Annotated in this window: 13 protein-coding genes; 10 read left to right on the top strand and 3 right to left on the bottom strand. The window is 66.2% G+C overall.

Annotation, left to right across the window (positions count from 1 at the left end; translation table 11 throughout):
- The first annotated feature begins 2 nt into the window (after positions 1-2).
- The 6 genes from murC to lpxC all read left to right on the top strand — a co-directional run bounded on the left by murC (position 3) and on the right by lpxC (position 6,867).
- Positions 3-1,439: a UDP-N-acetylmuramate--L-alanine ligase gene (gene murC, locus SOM39_RS17855; protein WP_093536085.1), complete on the top strand. Its 1,437-nt coding sequence runs from the start codon at positions 3-5 to the stop codon at positions 1,437-1,439.
- A complete protein-coding gene (locus SOM39_RS17850) occupies positions 1,436-2,419 on the top strand; it encodes a D-alanine--D-alanine ligase (RefSeq protein WP_093536083.1) in 984 nt (327 codons plus the stop codon). Before murC ends, SOM39_RS17850 begins: the two co-directional genes overlap by 4 nt.
- The gene (locus tag SOM39_RS17845; RefSeq protein ID WP_068849238.1) at positions 2,416-3,162 is read left to right on the top strand and encodes a cell division protein FtsQ/DivIB; all 747 of its coding nucleotides are present in this window, start codon (positions 2,416-2,418) and stop codon (positions 3,160-3,162) included. Before SOM39_RS17850 ends, SOM39_RS17845 begins: the two co-directional genes overlap by 4 nt.
- A complete protein-coding gene (gene ftsA, locus SOM39_RS17840) occupies positions 3,159-4,394 on the top strand; it encodes a cell division protein FtsA (protein WP_068849240.1) in 1,236 nt (411 codons plus the stop codon). The genes SOM39_RS17845 and ftsA overlap by 4 nt, the downstream gene beginning before the upstream one ends.
- 161 nt (positions 4,395-4,555) lie before the next feature.
- Positions 4,556-5,782: a cell division protein FtsZ gene (ftsZ, locus tag SOM39_RS17835; RefSeq protein ID WP_068849242.1), complete on the top strand. Its 1,227-nt coding sequence runs from the start codon at positions 4,556-4,558 to the stop codon at positions 5,780-5,782.
- Between the two features lie 173 nt (positions 5,783-5,955).
- A complete protein-coding gene (lpxC, locus tag SOM39_RS17830; protein ID WP_217536983.1) occupies positions 5,956-6,867 on the top strand; it encodes a UDP-3-O-acyl-N-acetylglucosamine deacetylase in 912 nt (303 codons plus the stop codon).
- A gap of 268 nt (positions 6,868-7,135) precedes the next feature.
- Here lpxC and SOM39_RS17825 read toward each other — a convergent pair whose 3' ends face one another.
- Positions 7,136-7,576: a DUF721 domain-containing protein gene (locus tag SOM39_RS17825; protein WP_083214065.1), complete on the bottom strand. Its 441-nt coding sequence runs from the start codon at positions 7,574-7,576 to the stop codon at positions 7,136-7,138.
- Between the two features lie 12 nt (positions 7,577-7,588).
- On the opposite strand from SOM39_RS17825, the gene SOM39_RS17820 reads away from it, so the two are divergent.
- On the top strand, positions 7,589-8,539 hold the full coding sequence (locus SOM39_RS17820; protein ID WP_068849249.1) for a M23 family metallopeptidase: 951 nt from the start codon (positions 7,589-7,591) through the stop codon (positions 8,537-8,539).
- Between the two features lie 164 nt (positions 8,540-8,703).
- Positions 8,704-11,439: a preprotein translocase subunit SecA gene (gene secA / locus SOM39_RS17815; RefSeq protein WP_093536075.1), complete on the top strand. Its 2,736-nt coding sequence runs from the start codon at positions 8,704-8,706 to the stop codon at positions 11,437-11,439.
- A gap of 556 nt (positions 11,440-11,995) precedes the next feature.
- On the opposite strand, the gene SOM39_RS17810 is transcribed toward secA, so the two are convergent.
- The gene (locus SOM39_RS17810) at positions 11,996-13,588 is read right to left on the bottom strand and encodes an MASE1 domain-containing protein (RefSeq protein WP_320459137.1); all 1,593 of its coding nucleotides are present in this window, start codon (positions 13,586-13,588) and stop codon (positions 11,996-11,998) included.
- Positions 13,589-14,159: 571 nt separating this feature from the next.
- Between SOM39_RS17810 and SOM39_RS17805 the strand changes: the two genes are divergently transcribed.
- On the top strand, positions 14,160-17,819 hold the full coding sequence (locus SOM39_RS17805; protein WP_320459136.1) for an autotransporter domain-containing protein: 3,660 nt from the start codon (positions 14,160-14,162) through the stop codon (positions 17,817-17,819).
- A 96-nt stretch (positions 17,820-17,915) separates the two neighbouring features.
- Positions 17,916-18,872 (top strand): Nudix family hydrolase, encoded by a 957-nt coding sequence (locus SOM39_RS17800; protein ID WP_320459135.1) that lies wholly within the window; start codon positions 17,916-17,918, stop codon positions 18,870-18,872.
- On the opposite strand, the gene SOM39_RS17795 is transcribed toward SOM39_RS17800, so the two are convergent.
- Complete coding sequence (locus tag SOM39_RS17795; protein ID WP_320459134.1) at positions 18,862-19,449, bottom strand: DUF4124 domain-containing protein; 588 nt, start codon at positions 19,447-19,449, stop codon at positions 18,862-18,864. The genes SOM39_RS17800 and SOM39_RS17795 overlap by 11 nt on opposite strands.
- Positions 19,450-19,456: the final 7 nt, after the last annotated feature.

Here is a 19,456-nt window from a genome sequence, read left to right as displayed (position 1 = left end):
GCATGATCCGCCGCCTGCACGACACCAATGACCTGGTGCGCGCCTTCCCGCGCGTGCACTTCGTCGGCATCGGTGGCACCGGCATGAGCGGCATCGCCGAAGTGATGCTGACGCTGGGGTATGAGGTGTCCGGTTCGGACAACGCCGACAACGCCGCCACCCGTCGCCTGGCAGGGCTGGGCGCGCGCGTGATGCGCGGCCATTCGGCCGCCAATGTGCTGGGCACCGACTGCGTGGTGGTGTCCAGCGCGATCCGCGAGGACAACCCCGAACTGATGGAAGCGCGCAGCCAGCGCATTCCGATCATGCCGCGCGCAGCCATGCTGGCCGAGCTGATGCGCTTCCGCCGCGGCATTGCCGTGGCCGGCACGCACGGGAAGACCACCACCACCAGCCTGACCGCGGCGGTGCTGAGCGAAGGCGGGCTGGACCCGACGTTCGTGATCGGTGGCCAGCTGCTGGCTGCCGGTGCCAACGCCAAGCTTGGCAGTGGCCAGTGGCTGGTGGCCGAAGCCGACGAAAGCGATGGCAGCTTCCTGCGCCTGAATCCGCTGGTGTCGGTGATCACCAACATTGATGCGGACCACCTGGAGAACTACGGCAACGACTTCTCCCGCGTGCAGGCCGCCTTTGCCGAATTCCTGCAGCGCCTGCCGTTCTATGGGCTGGCGGTGCTGTGCATCGACGACCCGGAAGTGGCCGCGCTGGCCGCACAGACCCCGCGCCATGTCATGAGCTACGGCATGAGCAGCAATGCGGACGTGCGTGCCGAAGACGTGGTCCAGGATGGGCCGCGCATGCGCTTCACCCTGCGTCTGCCCGAAGGCAGCAGCTACCCGGTGACCCTGGCGCTGCCGGGCGCGCACAACGTGCTCAACGCGCTGGCCGCCGCTGCGGTGGGCTGGCAGCTGGGCGTGGCCCCGGATGCGATCGCCCGCGCGCTGGAAAGCTTCGCCGGCATCGGTCGCCGCTTCAACGACCTGGGCATCGTCACCACCCGCACCGGTGCCAAGGTGCGCGTGATCGACGACTACGGCCATCACCCTCGTGAGCTGGCTGCGGTGTTCGCCGCCGCGCGTGGCGGCTGGCCGTCGCAGCGCCTGGTGGTGGCGTTCCAGCCGCACCGCTACAGCCGTACCCGTGACCAGTTCGACGCGTTCGCCGCGGTGCTGTCCGAAGTGGACGCCCTGGTGCTGAGCGAGGTCTACCCGGCCGGCGAAGCGCCGATCCCCGGCGCCGATTCGCGCTCGCTGGCCCGCGCCATCCGCGCGCGCGGCCGCAGCGAACCCGTCGTGGTCGGCCAGGCGGCGGAACTGCAGCACGTGCTGCCTGACGTGCTGCAGGACGGCGACCTGCTGCTGATGATGGGCGCGGGCGACATCGGCCACGTTGCCCACCTGGTCGCCACCGATGGCTTCAACGAGGCACCCGCCGCATGAGCACGCTGACCTTCCCGCCGCTGCGCACCACCGACCCGGCTGTGTTCGGCCGCGTTGCCGTGCTGCTGGGCGGCACCTCCAGCGAACGCGAAGTGTCGCTGGATTCCGGCCGCAACGTGATCGAGGCGCTGCGCGCGCGCGGTGTCAACGCCACCGCGGTGGACGGCATTCCGGCCTTGGCCCTGGCGCTGGTGGAAAAGCGCTTCGACCGCGTCTTCAACATCCTGCACGGCCACAACGGCGGCGGTGAGGACGGCATCGTGCAGGGGCTGATGGAAGCCTTCGGCGTGCCGTATACCGGTTCGGACGTGCTCGGTTCGGCATTGGGCATGGACAAGATCCGCACCAAGCAGGTGTGGCTGTCGCTGGGCCTGCCCACCCCGCAGTACCGGAAGGTGGACAGCACGAATGTCCATGCGCTGGCGGCCGAACTCGGCCTGCCGGTGGTGGTCAAGCCGGCCAACGAAGGCTCCAGCGTCGGCATCAGCCGGGTCACCGACGAGGCTGGTCTGGATGAGGCGGTCGCCCTGGCGGCCCGCTACGACGGCCAGCTGCTGATGGAGCAGATGGTGGTCGGCGACGAACTCACCGTGGGCATCCTCGGCGACCAGGCGCTGCCGTCGATCCGCATCGTGCCCAAGGGCCAGTGGTACGACTACAACGCCAAGTACATTGCGGAAGACACCCAGTACCTGTGCCCGGGCCTGGAAGGGGATGACGAAGCCGAGATCCGCCGGATCGCGCTGGCTGCGTTCCGCGCCGCCGGCTGCCGTGGCTGGGGTCGCGTTGACGTGATGCGCGACCGCAACAGCGGCGCGTTCTACCTGCTCGAAGTGAACACCGCGCCGGGCATGACCAGCCATTCGCTGGTGCCCAAGGCGGCTGGCCAGGCCGGCATCGGGTTCGAAGAGCTGGTCTGGCGCGTGCTGGAACAGACGTTGCCGCAAGGCTTCGGCACCTCGGAGGCCACCTACGCATGAACGCGGTGCTGCGCATCTTCGTCTGGCTGCTGGCCCTGTCGCTGGTAGCGCTGCCCGTGGTGGCGGTGCTCAACGGCTGGGTCGGTGCCGAACGCTGGCCGTTGGCCAAGCTGCGCGTGCACGGTGAATTCAAGCGGGTGCCCGCCGAGCAGCTGCAGCAGGTGGTGCTGCCGTATGCGAAGTCCGGCTTCTTCGCGGTAAAGCTGCAGGACGCGCAGGACGCCATCGAAAAGCTGCCGTGGGTGGAAAGCGCGCAGGTGCGCAAGCAGTGGCCCGACGTGCTGGAAATCACCCTGGTCGAGCACAAGCCGTTCGCGCGCTGGGGCAAGGACCGGCTGCTGTCCGAGCAGGGCAAGCTGTTCGCCACCCCGCAGAAACTGCAGGACCTGGCATTGCCGGACCTGGATGGCCCGGACACGCAGACAGAAGAAGTGGTGGCGCTGTACAACGACGCACGCGCGCTGTTCGCGCCGGCCGGGGTGGATGTCACCCGGGTCAGCATGGATGCGCGCGGCAGCTGGTCGCTGCAGCTGAGCAACGGCACCGAAGTGGTGGTCGGCCGCGATGACGCGCGCTCGCGCCTGCAGCGCTTCGTGCGCGTGCTGCCGCAGCTGGCCAACCAGCAGGCGCCGATCGAACGCGCCGACCTCCGTTATACCAATGGTTTCACGCTGAGCTGGGGTACTCCCCCGGCCCCGGCCGCGCCGGCCAATGTGGCGCAACGCACGCAGGACAGGACATGAATCGCAAGGGTGACAAATCGCTGATCGTCGGGCTCGATATCGGCACCTCCAAGGTGGTGGCGCTGGTCGGCGAGTACTCGCCGGGCAATCCCATCGAGGTGATCGGCATCGGTTCGCATGAGTCGCGCGGCCTCAAGCGCGGCGTGGTGGTGGACATCGAATCGACCGTGCAGTCGATCCAGCGCGCGGTGGAAGAAGCCGAGCTGATGGCCGGCTGCGAGATCCGCTCGGTGTATGCCTCCATCTCCGGCAACCATGTGCAGTGCAAGAACTCGCCGGGGATCGTGCCGATCCGCGACGGTGAGGTGACCTGGGGCGACCTGGACCGCGTGCTGGATGCGGCCAAGGCCGTGGCGATCCCGGCCGACCAGAAGATCCTGCACGCGATCCCGCGCGAATACGTGCTGGACGATTCCCAGGAAGGCATCCGCAACCCGGTCGGCATGACCGGCGTGCGCCTGGAGGTGCATGCGCACCTGGTGGTATGCGCGCAGTCGGCCGCGGCCAACATCAGCAAGTGCGTGCAGCGCTGCGGCCTGCAGGTGGATGACCTGGTCCTGTCCTCGCTGGCCTCCAGCGTGGCCGTGCTGACCGCCGACGAGCGCGAACTGGGCGTGGTGCTGGTCGACATGGGCGCCGGCACCACCGACCTGGCCGTGTTCGTGCAGGGCGCGATCTGCCACACCGCCTCGCTGCCGATCGCCGGCGACCACGTCACCAACGACATCGCGCACATGCTGCGCACGCCCACCCCGGAAGCCGAGCAGATCAAGGTGCGCTACGCGTGCGCGCTGGCCCAGCTGGCCACCGCCGAGGAAAGCATCCAGGTGCCCAGCGTGGGCGACCGTCCGCCGCGCCGCATGCCGCGCCACGCGCTGGCGCAGGCAGTGCAGGGCCGTTACGAGGAAATCTTCGAGATGGTGCAGGCCGAACTGCGCCGTTCCGGCTTCGAGGAACTGGTGCGCGCCGGCATGGTGCTCACCGGCGGTGCCTCGAAGATGGAAGGCGTGGTCGAACTGGCCGAGGAAATGCTGCAGATGCCGGTACGCGTTGGCATTCCGCAGCACGTCACGGGGCTGGGCGAAGTGGTCGGCAACCCGGTGCACGCCACCGGCGTGGGCCTGCTGCTGATGGGCAGCCAGATCGAACACCCGCGCCGCCCGTCGCTGCCCACCGGGCGCGCAGGCAGCATGTTCAACAAATTGAAAACCTGGTTCCGCGGCGAGTTCTGACGCGGCACCTCAACGCGGCGACGCGTGTTTCAAACCGGCCCCCGCCGGCGCAACAGAAAAGCAACACACAACCCACACAGCCGCAACGGCAACATGCAGCGCGAAGGCAGGACGCCAACACGCCCATGCCAACCACAAGCGGATACAACGAGGACACGGACATGGCGCATTTCGAACTGATTGAGAAGATGGCACCCAATGCGGTGATCAAGGTGATCGGCGTGGGCGGCGGCGGCGGCAACGCCGTGGCGCACATGGTCAGCACCAGCGTGGACGGCGTGGAATTCATCACCGCCAACACCGACTCGCAGGCCATCAAGAATTGCGGTGCCAAGCTGCAGCTGCAGCTGGGTACCAACGTCACCAAGGGCCTGGGCGCAGGCGCGAATCCGGAAGTGGGCCGCCAGGCCGCGCTGGAAGACCGCGAGCGCATCATGGACGCCCTGCAGGGTGCGGACATGGTGTTCATCACCGCCGGCATGGGCGGTGGCACCGGCACCGGCGCTGCACCGGTGGTGGCACAGCTGGCCAAGGAGATGGGCATCCTGACCGTCGCCGTGGTCACCAAGCCGTTCCCGTTCGAAGGCCGCCGCCGCATGCAGGTCGCGCTGAAGGGCATCGAGGAACTGAGCCAGCACTGCGACTCGCTGATCACCATTCCGAACGAAAAGCTGATCACCGTGCTGGGCCGCAACGCCACCATGATCCAGGCCTTCCGTGCCGCCAACGACGTCCTCCAGGGCGCCGTGCAGGGCATCGCCGACCTGATCGTGCGCCCGGGCCTGATCAACGTCGACTTCGCCGACGTGCGCACCGTCATGTCCGAAATGGGCCTGGCGATGATGGGTACCGGCACCGCCCGTGGCGATGACCGCGCCCAGGCCGCCGCCGAAGCCGCCATCCAGAACCCGCTGCTGGACGATGTGAACCTGGCCGGTGCCAACGGCATCCTGGTCAACATCACCGCCGGCGCCGACTTCACCATGGCCGAGTTCGACGAGATCGGCCGTACCATCGATGGTTTCGCCTCCGAAGACGCCACCGTGGTGGTCGGTACCGTGCTGGATCCGGACATGCAGGACGAAGTCCGTGTCACCGTGGTTGCGACCGGCCTGAACCGTGCCGTGGCCGCCAAGTCCCAGCGTCCGGGCGAGCGCGCGCCGATCAAGCTGGTCCGCAACGCCACCACCGGCCAGCCGGAGTTCGGTGATTTCGACAACGGCGGCGATGCCGTTTCCAAGGCCGTCGGCGGCATGGGCCTGGGCCTGCGCCGTCCGAGCGCCGACACCGTGGCCCCGTCCGCACCGTCGGCCTCGGGTCCGGCCGCGGCCGAGCTGCCCAACGATTACCTGGACATCCCGGCGTTCCTGCGCCGCCAGGCGGACTGAGCAACGCGGCCGGGGTCTTGTCCTCCCCGGTAAGCGCCTCCATGTCCCTTGCTGCCGGGCCAGGATAGGCCCGGCAGTCTGCCGCCCCCGGTTCAGAAAGGAGCGGTGGTAGTGCGTGTTATTCTTGTTTGTCACTGTCGCGTTGACTGCGCGCTTTCCCCCGGCTGGCCCCCATGATTCCGCAACGCACCCTCAAGAACACGATCCGCGCCACCGGCGTTGGCCTGCACAGCGGTGACAAGGTCTACATGACCCTGCGCCCGGCACCGGTCAACCATGGCATCGTGTTCCGGCGCGTGGACCTGGACCCGGTGGTGGAAGTGCCGGCCCGTGCGGACCTGGTCACCGAAGTAACCCTGTGCACCGGGCTGACCTGCAACGACGCCAAGATCCAGACCGTCGAACACCTGATGTCGGCCTTGGCCGGCCTGGGTGTGGACAACATCATCGTGGAGCTGTCCTCGGCCGAGCTGCCGATCATGGACGGTTCCTCGGGCCCGTTCGTGTTCCTGCTGCAGTCGGCAGGCATCGCCGAACAGGACGCGCCCAAGCGTTTCATCCGCATTCTCAAGACCGTGGAAGTCACCGAAGGCGACAAGGTCGCCCGCTTCGAGCCGTATGAAGGCTACAAGCTCGGTTTCACGATCCAGTTCGACCACCCGATGATCCCGGCCAAGCAGTCGCGCGCCGAGATCGAGTTCTCCACCGCCGCCTACACCAAGGAAATCTCCCGCGCGCGCACCTTTGGGTTCATGCGTGACCTGGAGTACATGCGCGAGCGCAACCTGGGCCTGGGCGGTTCGATGGACAACGCCATCGTGCTCGACGAATTCCGCGTGCTCAACGACGACGGCCTGCGTTACGCCGACGAATTCGTGCGCCACAAGATCCTCGACGCGATCGGTGACCTGTACCTGGCCGGCGGCCAGGTGCTGGGCGCCTACGAGGGCTTCAAGTCCGGCCACGCGCTCAACAACAAGCTGGTGCGGGCCCTGCTGGCCGATGCCACCGCCTGGGAGTGGGTGAGCTATGACGCACCCAGCAGCGCAGTGCCGGTTGTCTACGGCGTGCCTGCATACGCATAACTAGTTGAAATAATTAAAAAAGAACGGCGCCTTGGGCGCCGTTCGTCGTTTTCGGCGGTGTGCGCGGCGTGATGTTGACGTCAATGAACCGTGTACGTACCTGGGTCACGTTTTTGTGAACCCGATCCGGTTTCGAGCTGAATTTAACGAACTTTTAATAAAAGACTAACGACTGGACGACCCAGCACGGCTACGATGGCCGCCGGCTCCCAACCAGATTCACGTGATCGTGACGACGGTAGGGAAGGGGCGGGATGCCCCGATGGCTTCAGGACCTGGTTGAATCCACGTCCTTTAGACAGGCCAACGCGTCGCGTAGCCCTTTGTGCGTGGCGGCTGAAACTGCGTGGGGGCCATTCCTGTTATCGATCGCTGGGGAGCGTGGAGGAGCGGCAGCCGCGGTTTTGACGGTCACCTTGGTGACCTTCAGCCCGATGGACCGGGCCGCGTCGATCAACTGAGCCTCGGCAAGCCGCACTTTGGCGTGCCAGACAGGGGATTCGACGAGAAAAACGAGGTGTTCGCCGTTCACATTCGCCAACCGGCAACGGGTGGCCAGGGTGGGCGGCAAATGGGGGCGCAACTGACGGTCCAGCGCATCGAGCCACAGGGCACGACGCAGCGGATTGCCAGCTTTGTCACCCATGACTGCATCCAGCGCCGGCTTCGGCGTTGACGCAGGACGGGCACTGGATTTCGGCTCAGACATGAAAACTCACTGATGGCATTCAAAAAGATCGTAATCAAAACGCGTGAAGGACAGGCCAAGACGCCGCTGGCGCGTTTGCGTTTCTACTTCGAGGACAGGCCCCGCGCCCTGCTGGGCAGCGTACTCGGGCTGGGCTGCCTGATCGGCTTCGGTGCCGGTCTGGGTGGCAGCATGTTCAACGATTCCCGGCTCCACGCCAAGGTCGCCCAGCAGGAACGCGACCTGGCGCAGGCCCGCAAGGATGCCCAGACCCAGGTCAACGCCCTGGCCGCCCGCATGGGCGAGCTGCAGGCGCAGGCGACCCGGCTCAATGCGTTGGGCGAACGGCTCACCCAGATGGGCAAGCTGGAAGACGGCGAGTTCGACTTCAATGAGACCCCCGGCCTCGGTGAAGGCGAGCCTGGCCCGACCCAGGACATCCCGGTCAGCGCGGTCAACGCCGACTTACAGGTGCTGGAGCAGCGTTTCGCTGCTTCAGGCCGCCAGTTGTCGGTGATGGAATCGCTGATGTTCGACCACCAGCTGGAGCAGGACGCCGTGCCGGGTCGCATGCCGATCCGCAACAGCTACATCACCTCCAGCTTTGGTGGTCGCAACGACCCGTTCGGTCGCGGTCGCGGCAACCACAAGGGCATCGACTTCCATGCCAAGGTCGGCGACCCGGTCATGGCCGTGGCCGATGGCGTGGTCAGCTTCGCCGGCGTGAAGGGCGGCTACGGCAACGTGGTCGACGTGGACCACGGCAACGGCTACGTGACCCGCTATGCGCACAATTCGCGCCTGGTGGTGAAGCCGGGCGACCTGGTGCGGGCCGGCCAGGAAGTGGCCAAGGCCGGCTCCACGGGCCGTTCCACCGGTGCCCACGTGCACTTCGAGGTCTGGGAACGCGGCCAGGTGGTCAACCCGCGCAAGTTCCTGGGCGATGGCGGCAACACCCCGGTCGGGCGGGTTTCCCGCGGCTGAGGGCGCCATCTGGCGGATCGCGGGCGCTTGAAACCAAGTGCCCTCGTCCCAAGCTACAATGGGTGTTGCCATAGACAGGGCGCGATGCGCCCTGTTTCGTTTGCGGCGGGCGGCTCCCGAGGGAGCGTCGCCGTTGGGGCGTCTCATTCCAACCGGTTCCTTCAATGATCAACAGCCTGCTTACCCGCGTCTTTGGCAGTCGTAACGAACGCCAGCTGCGCCAGCTCAACCGCATCGTCGCCAAGATCAATGCGTTGGAGCCGGACATCGAAAAGCTCTCCGACGAGCAGCTCAAGGCCAAGACCCCGGAGTTCAAGCAGCGCATCGCCGACGGTGAAGCCCTGGACAAGGTGCTCCCGGAAGCCTTCGCGGTCTGCCGTGAAGCCAGCCGCCGCGTGCTCGGCATGCGCCACTACGACGTCCAGCTGATCGGCGGCATGGTCCTGCACCTGGGCAAGATCGCCGAAATGCGCACCGGTGAAGGCAAGACCCTGGTGGCGACGCTGCCGGTGTACCTGAACGCGCTGGAAGGCAAGGGCGTCCACGTGGTCACCGTGAACGACTACCTGGCCCGCCGCGACTCGGCGCAGATGGGCAAGCTGTACAACTGGCTGGGCATGAGCGTCGGCGTGGTCTACCCGGGCATGCCGCACAGCGACAAGCGCGAGGCCTACGCCAGCGACATCACCTACGGCACCAACAACGAATTCGGCTTCGACTACCTGCGCGACAACATGGCGCTGTCGCGGGCCGACCGTTACCAGCGTGGCCTGCACTACGCCATCGTCGACGAAGTCGACTCGATCCTGATCGACGAAGCGCGTACCCCGCTGATCATCTCCGGCCCGGCCGACGATTCCCCGGAGCTGTACATCCGCGTCAACCGCGTGGTGCCCAGCCTGATCCGCCAGGAAGCCGAAGAAGGCGAGGGCGATTTCTGGGTCGATGAGAAGGGCAAGCAGGTGCACCTGTCCGAAGCGGGCATGGAGCACGCCGAACAGCTGCTGGTCGAAGCCGGCATCCTCAGCGCCGAAACCGAAGGCCTGTACGCGGCGCAGAACCTCACCGTGGTCCACCACCTCAATGCCGCCCTGCGCGCGCATGCGATCTACCAGCGCGACGTCGATTACATCGTGCGTGATGGCGAAGTGGTGATCGTGGACGAATTCACCGGCCGTACCCTGGCTGGCCGCCGCTGGTCCGATGGCCTGCACCAGGCGGTGGAAGCGAAGGAAGGCGTGCCGGTCCAGCGCGAGAACCAGACGCTGGCGAGCATCACCTTCCAGAACCTGTTCCGCATGTACAAGAAGCTGTCCGGCATGACCGGTACGGCCGACACCGAAGCCTACGAATTCCAGAGCATCTACGGCCTGGAAGTGGTGGTCATCCCGACCAACCGCCCGACCATCCGCAAGGACTCGCCGGACCAGGTGTTCCTCAACCGCAACGGCAAGTTCAACGCCGTGCTGGCCGACATCCAGGAATGCAACAAGCGCGGCCAGCCCGTGCTGGTCGGCACCACCTCGATCGAAACCTCGGAGATGCTGTCCGAGCACCTGCGCAAGGCCGGCGTGCACCACGAAGTGCTCAATGCCAAGCAGCATGACCGCGAAGCGACCATCATCGCCAACGCGGGCATGCCCGGTGCGGTGACCATCGCCACCAACATGGCCGGCCGTGGTACCGACATCGTGCTGGGCGGTTCGCACGAAGCGGAGCTGCACGCGCTGGGCGAAGATGCCACCGCCGAGCAGCGCGCCAAGGTCAAGGCCGACTGGCAGGTCCGCCACGACCAGGTCAAGGCCGCCGGCGGCCTGCACATCGTGGGCACCGAACGCCACGAATCGCGCCGTATCGACAACCAGCTGCGTGGCCGTTCCGGCCGACAGGGTGACCCGGGTTCGTCCCGCTTCTACCTGTCGCTGGAAGACAACCTGATGCGCATCTTCGCCTCGGACTGGGTCCAGAAGGCGATGCGCATGATGGGCATGAAGGAAGACGACGTCATCGAAGACCGCCTGGTCAGCCGCCAGATCGAAAAGGCGCAGCGCAAGGTCGAAGCGCACAACTTCGACATCCGCAAGAACCTGCTGGACTTCGACGACGTCAACAACGACCAGCGCAAGGTGATCTACGCCCAGCGCGATGAGCTGCTGGACGCCGAGTCGGTGAAGGACAACGTCGACGGCATCCGCGGCGATGTGATCTACGACATCGTGGCCCGCTTCGTGCCGCCGAACTCGATCGACGAACAGTGGGACCTGCCGGGCCTGGAAGCCACCCTGGCCTCCGACCTGGGCGTGCAGATGGACGTCACCGGCCTGGTCAAGCAACACGAAGAACTCGACGCCGAAGCCATCGCCAACAAGGTGCAGGCCCGCGTGGACGAGCACTTCGAGCAGAAGGAAGCCGGCGTCGGCGAAGAGACCATGCGCGCGCTGGAGAAGCACGTCATGCTCACCGTGCTCGACCAGAGCTGGAAGGAGCACCTGGCCCGCATGGATTACCTGCGCCAGGGCATCTACCTGCGCGGTTACGCGCAGAAGCAGCCCAAGCAGGAATACAAGAAGGAAGCCTTCGAGCTGTTCTCGGAAATGCTGGAGAACGTCAAGCGCGAAGTGGTGACCCTGCTGGCGCGCGTGCGCATCCGCAGCGAAGAAGAAGTGGCGGCGCTGGAAGCGGCCGAACGCCAGCAGGCCGAAGCGCGCCTGCTGCAGTCGCAGTTCCAGCACCAGAACGTGGGCGGCTACGGCGCCGACGAAGAGGCGGCGGACGTGGAAGCCCAGCGCAACGGCGTCGTCGGCCAGGTGACCCGCGAAGAGCCCAAGGTCGGCCGCAACGATCCATGCCCCTGCGGCAGCGGCAAGAAGTACAAGCACTGCCACGGCCAGTTGAGCTGATCAGAAAAACCCCGCGAAAGCGGGGTTTTTTCTTGGGGCGGCGCCTTCGATATTTCGGACGCCGTTCAACGCCTCAGTACATTGCGCTGGCTACAGTGATCTCCGGGTACAACTTATGAAATCTGGAGGTGCGTGTGGGCCAATTTCAGCGTAGTGCTGCGATAGCTGCGGTGCTGTTCACAGCGATGCCGATACCGGAGGCAGCGGCCGAGGGATCTGGACCGAGGCAGGCGACTGCTGCTTGCTGTCTCGGGGACGACAACAATTCGCAGCTCAAAGGCATCGGCCTGGGCCAGGAGAACCCTTCAGCTCCCGACCTGAGTGTGGATCCAGGGTGGCGGGTTTATGGATTCAAACGCGATGGAATCTCATATTTCCAGGTCAATGACGCTATGGGCAGCGTCCAGCTGATCATCGGTACGTTGGATGGCCTGTTCTGGGCATTGCCTGCCGGGGAGACATCAGATCACGTAGTTCTGCCTCCACGGCGCGTGGTGGACGTCGACGCCATGGATCGTTCCGAGGTGTACCGGCACCCAGCATTCACACTTGTGCGCTATCGAAAGGGTGGGGGCGCCGTGTGGTCAGTCGAGTATCCAGTAACGGAGCGTTGAACGACGGGTGAGTCCATAAGGACCATGCGGATGCGATTGTGGCGGCACTGAACGGTGCCGCCGTAGGCGAGCGCCCGACCAGAAAGCCGATCGATTGCCAACGTTCGGGTTGCTTCGGAAAGGCGATGGCGCGGGTCAAGAAGCGCCACGACCACAACGATGCCGTCGCGGCCTCCCACGCGGCCGCAACGCGCATTGACCCTAATCTGCGAGGACTCATTCTGCAACAACAGAGAAACCGCCTCGGTGAGGGTGCGGTACGTGGCCAGCTGCAGCGGGACTGTCAGCCGGCACGGATCGCCTACAAGTCGAGGTTGGGCGATGCTTCCCGTGTTCGACCATGCCTCGCTGATTCCGCCGACCTGCAGCGCCAGATACAGGCCAACATGCTCCAGCGCTGTCGGGTAGACCATGCTGGCCTGCTCGCGGAACTTGAGTGAGTACAGGCTGGAGGTTCGGATCAGGCTGCTGGCAATCTCCCCATGGCCTTGGCGTTTCAGCCAGTCGGCTGTTTCACTGAGGTAGGCGTCAATGCCGTCGCCGATCCGGTTGATCTCCAGCGCCCGGTGCCGAAGATCATTTTCACCCGTCAGGTGCGATGTCTTCGTCAGGGATATGACCTGTCTGCTATGCAAGTCCCGCGTCCTGTAGCGATGGTAGTAGTGACTGATGGTCGAACCCAAGGCGAGCAGCGCAGACCCTGCTACGGCCAGGATCAGCTGAACGGTGAACGTTTCAGCGTCGAAGGACCAAGCGCGACCGGTGGTAGGCATGGTCAGGCCGACGACAAGGTTCAGTAGCGGAACTCCGAGCACAGCGCCGCGCCACCCGTACAGGCAGGTCAGCACGATGGCAGGAAGCGCCATCATCAACTGAAGACTGGGTCGAAGTCCCTCATACGCCGCCGGGAGATGGATCGCGGACAGGCCAAGGGCAAGCATCAGCAGGAGCAGCCCTGTGGTGGCAATCGGAAGGCGCGGAGTCGGGTTCGGTCGCTGCCGCTGCAGCCATAGCAGCGCCAGTGGCGCCATAGTCAAAATGCCAATGAAGTTTCCAAGGATCTGATGTGCCGCCCTCGTTGGAAGGGGAATGCTGGAAGCTACCGGCCAAAGCAGCTGGGCGGTTCCAATGTTGATCAATGCGGCGGCGATGGAGGTCGTTGCGGCAAGCAGGAGCAGCCTTGCACCTGGGGCCTCGGGAAGCAGGTTCCGATGAAGCCGCACGATCAACGCAACAGTCGGCATCAGAAGGGCCGAGCTGATGATGGCCCACGCCATGCCGTACTTTTCAACCAAGGGATACCGAACCTGTGCAAGGTGGGCATACTCTCCGAGGATCAGATACGGCCAGAGTCTGGTCGGAAACAGTAGTAATGCGGCAATCCGAAGGCCCGCCAACAGGTTGAACTGATCAACTGATATCTGGCGCGCAGCCAGGCAGGCCAGCGCATACAGGGCGGCAAGCAGTAACCCATCGGGGTAGATGCGCATCTGCAGCTTCAACTGAAGTCCATTCTTCCACCAGTTCACCAGCACATTTCGCCTCCTGTTCAGTGCACGACGACATCAGCGGAGACGTGTCTTCGCTCGTCGGTGCGGGGAAGGTATCGGCGGTGGCGAATGGGTGCAATCGGGTCGGCGAACTTTCAGAATGGGCTGATTTTCGCGCTCTGCTCTCGAAGTGTGGTGGCTATCACCAGGGCGATAGGATGCAATGCCGAACCGGATGTTGAATGCGACTTTTCATGTTGAGTTTCAGAGCGTTTGACGTACTGAGCCACTTGGCGTCATCGGCCCGCCACGTGTAGCGATTCAACGTGTCCACTGAGGACCATGCGTCGCATCATCACAAACGCTATGCAATCGCATGAAGGCGCTGTTCTGTGACCGGCTTCTCTTATGCAGATCTTTCAGAAAAACCTGACACAGAAGCGTGGTGCATCCCCACGCGAGTGTCAGATGCGACCCACGTGTGGATATACGACAGAGGGTTAACGTGTTCAGCGCTGTCGCGAATGCATTGCATTCGGGGCAGGCTCGACGCGCATTGCGCTCCGCAGGCTGCGGCAGCGTCGCGTTTCCCCTGAGTCGCCATCCATGGAGTTTCATGAACAGGATTTATCGCCTGGTGTTCAACCGCACCACCGGCCTGATGCAGGTCGCATCCGAACTCGCCACGTCCCCCTCTTCGTCCTCTCCCGCGACCGACAGCCGCCGCCGGCGTTCGCCGCTGAGCGCTGCCATGCTGGTTGCGCTGGGCCTGTCGGTCGCGGCGCTGCCGTCCGCATTCGCGGCCGTGTATGACTTCGACGCGCCGGACACCGTCACCGATTCGCGTGCCTACGTGGACGGATTCCGCGTAGGGCCGAACGGCAACCTCGTGGTTTCCGTCCGCAATGGCGGCTCGCTCACTTCCAACGGCCTGGTCTCAATTGGCACCCTGGCCGGCAGCAACAGCGAACTGCATATCTGGGGACCGACTTCGTCGCTGACCGTCAACAGCGCGGCTGTACGCGTGGGTGAGGCCGGCATCGGCGCACTGCGCCTGTACGACGGCGCTCAGGCCACCCTCGGATCCATTTTGTCGTTGGGCCATGCCGCCGGTGGCGGCGGCATCGTGCAGCTGGATGACAGCGGTACGTTGCTCAGCGCCCGTCAGATCCTGGTGGGCCGGGAAGGCTCTGCTTTCCTGACCCTGCGCAATGGCGCACGGGTCGAAACCACCCAGGCGGCGCCTGTAGTGGGAAATTCGTTCGGCCTGAGCATCGCTGCCGAGGCAGGCAGCAATGGCACCATCAATGTCGTCAGCGGCAGCCAGCTGCTGGTCAAGGACAACACCCTGCTTGTGGGTGAGGCCGGTACCGGCGCGCTGTTCATCAACAATGGTGGCGTGACCGCCGGGCGCGACGTACTCATCGGTGCTGCCGCCAGTGGCAAGGGCGAAGTCATTGTCCGCAACAGCGGCACCTTGGCGTCGCAGCTGGTCAGCATCGGTGAAGCACAGGAGGCCAGCGGCTCGCTTCTGGTGACCGGCGCAGGTTCGACGGTCACCACCGATACCCTGCGGGTGTCCGGCAACGGCGACGGTCTGCTGCGCATCGAAGATGGCGCGCTGGTGGCCGTGACCGGCAACGTGACCGCCGAAGACAACCAGGGCCTGCCGAGCACCGCCGCACGCACCGGCCGCATTGAAGTGACCGGCGCCGGTTCGGTGCTGAGCGGCGACCGGATCATTGCCAGCACCCAGCTGCTCGTGGAGAACGGCGGCCAGATCCAGTCCAACACCGCGCGCATCCGCGACTCGCTCAGCGCTACCGGTACCGCCACCCTCACCGGTGCCGGCAGCCGCTGGACCAACCAGGGCGAGCTGGACATCCGCACCGGCGTGGACGTGCTGGACGGTGCGGTGATCGGTACCGACACGCTGCTGGTGTCCGGCGGCGCCAACACCATGACCTTCAAGATCGGCGCGGTCGATGAGCAGGTCCGCGTCAGCGGCGCGGGTTCGGCCATTGAGGCCACCGGCGACGTCACGGTGGGCAGCCACCTGGTCGGCGAACCGTTCGGCATCCTCAACGTGGCCAATGGCGGCCGTGTTGCCGCCGGCGGGGACCTCAAGCTGGGCACCCTGGGCTTTGTCGTGGTGGGCGGCGGCCTGGAAACCTGGTCGGTCGCCGATGGCGCCCCGACCTGGGCGGCGGCCGAAGCGGCCGGCGAACTGGGCGCGGCCGATATCGTCATGGACGGTGCGCTCAGCGCGCTGGTGTTCAACCACACCGGCGACATCAGCCTGGCCAACACCGTCAGCAGTACCAACGGCACCACCGGCGGCGTGACCAGCGTGGCCGGCACCACCACCTTGACCGGCGACCTGGCCGACTTCGGGGGCAAGGTCACGGTCAACGGCGGCACGCTGCGCATCGATGGCGACATGTACACCGGGCGCAGCTATACCGGTACCAGCCAGGCTGCTGCACAGCAGATCGAGGTCACCGGCGGCACCCTGGTGCTCAACGGCAACTCCGGCTTCGACCAGACCATCAACTACGGCAGCAGTACCGGCGTGGTGCGCAGCTCGAACGTGATGGTGCGCAATGGCGGCATGCTCGCCGGCAATGCGACCGTGGGCACCACCCAGGTCTTCAATGGCGGCGTGCTGTCGCCGGGTGATGCCGGCATCGGCACGCTCACCATCAACGGTGACCTGTACATCAATGCCGCGGGCGCGGTGCCCGAAAGCGTGGCCGACAAGGCCTTCTACGACGTGGACCTGCTTGGCAACGGCCAGTCCGACCGGGTTGCCGTCACCGGCAAGGCCTACATCGGCCATGGCGTCGGCATCGCCGGCACCACCGGTGCCACCGGCGTGCGCGTGACCGGGCTGGACCCGAATGCCAGTTACCAGAACGGCCAGACCTACGCGATCCTCGACGTGGCCGGCGGCATCAATGGCGGCTTCGACGATGTGATCTCGCGCTCTGCCTTCATCACCCCCACCCTGACCCAGACCGGCAACCAGGTCGTGCTGACCATCGCGGTCAACACGCCGGTGACCCCGGTGGATCCGGTCGACCCGGGTACCCCGGTCGATCCGGGCACGCCCGTCGATCCGGGCACCCCGGTCGATCCCGGCACGCCGGTGGATCCGGGCTTCCCGGGCACCCCGGGCGTTACCCCACCGATCGTCTTCGGCGCCGTCGCCGTCACCGGCAACCAGCGCGCCACCGCTGCGGCACTGGATTCGCTGCAGCAGTCCGGCGACGCGCTGGCGCTGTACAACGGCCTGCTGATGCTCGATGAGGCCGGTGCGCTGGTTGCCTTCGATGACCTCGGTGGCGAACTGCATGCCAGCAACCGTGCGCTGCTGCTGGACGACCGCTTCCTGCGTGAAGGCATCTCCCAGCGCCTGCGTCCGACGCCGGACACCAAGCTCAACGGCTCCTCGGTGTGGGTGGCCGGCAGCGGCGCCTCCAAGCGCCAGGACAGCGATGGCACCGCCTCGCGCACCCAGGACACCCGCCAGGGCCTGATGGTGGGCTACGACTGGACCTTCGGCGACCGCTGGACCGTCGGCGTGGCCGGTGGCCCGGAATCGCTGCGCCAGCAGATTCGCGACCGCAACGCGATCACCGAGGTCGACGCGGTGCACGGTGGCCTGTACGCCGGCTTCCGGGGTGAGCAGGCTTGGATCAACGGCGGCGCCAGCTACGCCGACTACGAGGTGGAGACCCGTCGCGCGCTGGGGGCCGGCACGTCCTGGGAACAGAGCCTGGACAGCCGCCATGACGCCCATTCGGTACAGGCCTTTGCTGAAGGGGGTTGGGACATCCAGCTCAGTGCGCTGACCCTGAGCCCGTACCTGGCCGTGGCCTACACCCGCCTGTCGAGCGAGGCCGCCACGGAAACCGGCGGCACCGCAGCCCTGTCGGTGGCATCCAGCAAGGATGAGGTCTGGACCACCACGGCCGGCATCCGCGCCGCGTGGGACATCAGCGGTGGCCAGACCGACGGCGCCCGCCTGGAGGCCGGCCTGGCCTGGCAGAACGCGGCCGGCGAACTGCGTGCCGACTCGCGCAACCGCTTCGTGGCCGGCAGTGACAGCTTCACCGTCAGCGGCCTGCCGCTGGCGCGCAACGTGGGCATCGCCGAACTGGGCATCTCGCTGAACACCTCCGACAACAGCCGCCTGTCGATGTTCGCGCAGGGCCGTGCCGGCGATGGCCAGCGTGAAGTGGGCGCCCAGCTGAACTGGAACGTGGTGTTCTGATCGAACCCACGGTCTGATCCACCCGAAGGGCCCCGCATGGGGCCCTTCGTCTGTCCGGCATTGCGCATGCCCGGGCCGATTGGGCATTCTGGTCGCATGCCATCCCCCAAACGATCGATCCACGTCGTGGCCGGCGTCATCACCGACGCCCGCGGCCGCATCCTGCTCAACCGCCGTACCGAGAACCGCGACATGGCCGGCCTGTGGGAATTCCCGGGCGGCAAGCGCGAAGAGGGCGAGAGCTCCGAGCAGGCGCTGGTGCGCGAACTGCGCGAGGAGCTGGGGATCGAGGCCGAGGTCGGCGACTGGATCATGGACGTACCGCAGCTCTACCCGGACAAGCACCTGCGCCTGGAAGTGCGGCACATCCGCAGCTGGAAGGGCTCACCTCGCGGCCGCGAAGGCCAGGCCATCACCTGGGTGGCGCCGGACAAGCTGTCGCGCTATTCGATGCCGCCGGCCGATCTGCCGGTGGTGGCCGCGCTGCGCCACCCGGACCGCTACCTGATCACCCCCGAACCGGACACCGACGAGGATGCCGCGCACCAGGACTGGTACGCACGGCTGGCGCGTGCGCTGGAGGCGGGCGTGCGCCGCGTGCAGCTGCGAACGCCGAACAGCGCGGCCCGCATCGCCTTGGCCGAACAGGCCGTGGCCCGGCACCGCGGCGGAGTGCAGTGGCTGCTCAACCGCGATATCGAATTGGCCCGCCGGCTTGGCGTCGGCGTGCACCTGGGCGGCGAGCAGTTGCTGCAGCTGGAGGCGCGGCCGTTGCCGGCCGACCAGCTGGTGGCCGCGTCCTGCCACGACCTGGCCCAGCTGCAGGCCGCGCAACGACTGGGCTGTGACTTCGCCGTGCTCGGCCCGGTCCAGGCCACCGACAGCCACCCCGGCAGCGTGCCGATGGGCTGGGACGCCTTTGAAACCCTGCGCGCACAGGTCTCGCTGCCGTTGTACGCGCTGGGCGGCCTGCACCCGGACGACATCACCCAGGCGCGCCGCCACGGCGCGCAGGGCATCGCCGCCATCCGCGCGTTGTGGCCTACAGCGTGATCCAGAAACAGCCGTACTGACGGCGCAATCCAAACACCGTCCGCGCCGGCGTGGCGGTCGTACCGAGTGTCTGCTCCAGCCGCAGCCCGATCGGCCGCGGCCGGCTGGCCTGCGGCGCGGCCGCTTCCACTGCCTCGACCAGGGTCGCGTTCGGGTCGGCCGGCAGCGGCGTCGGCGCGGCGACCTCCGGGTATACCGGGGCGATATCCAGCAGGGGCCGCTGCACCACCGATTCCAGTCGCCCGATGATCTGGTTGGCGGAGGCATTGGAGACGTTGCCCCACAGGTAGATCGACGACAGCCGGTTGACGTCCTGCAGGCTCACCGCATCGCGGATCTGCCCGGTCAGCTCGCTCAACCGGCGCGCGCAGCCGGCGCGGTAGATGCCGGTATTGCCCACCGAATCACCACGCGGCGGCATCCGCGCCGTCGCGCCCAGCGCATCGCAGCTGCGGTCGGTGAACACCGTTTCGCCCTGTGCAGTGGTGCAACGGTTCACGCGCTGCGCCTGTGCCTGCGCCCAGGGGGCCCAGCACAGCATGCACAGCGACAGCAGCAACGGAACGACCGGTTTCATCGCAGCA

The sequence above is a fragment of the Stenotrophomonas sp. CFBP8994 genome (assembly GCF_034044835.1).
Classification (GTDB): Bacteria; Pseudomonadota; Gammaproteobacteria; order Xanthomonadales; family Xanthomonadaceae; genus Stenotrophomonas; species Stenotrophomonas rhizophila_A.
This window is presented reverse-complemented; position numbering and strand designations above follow the sequence as displayed.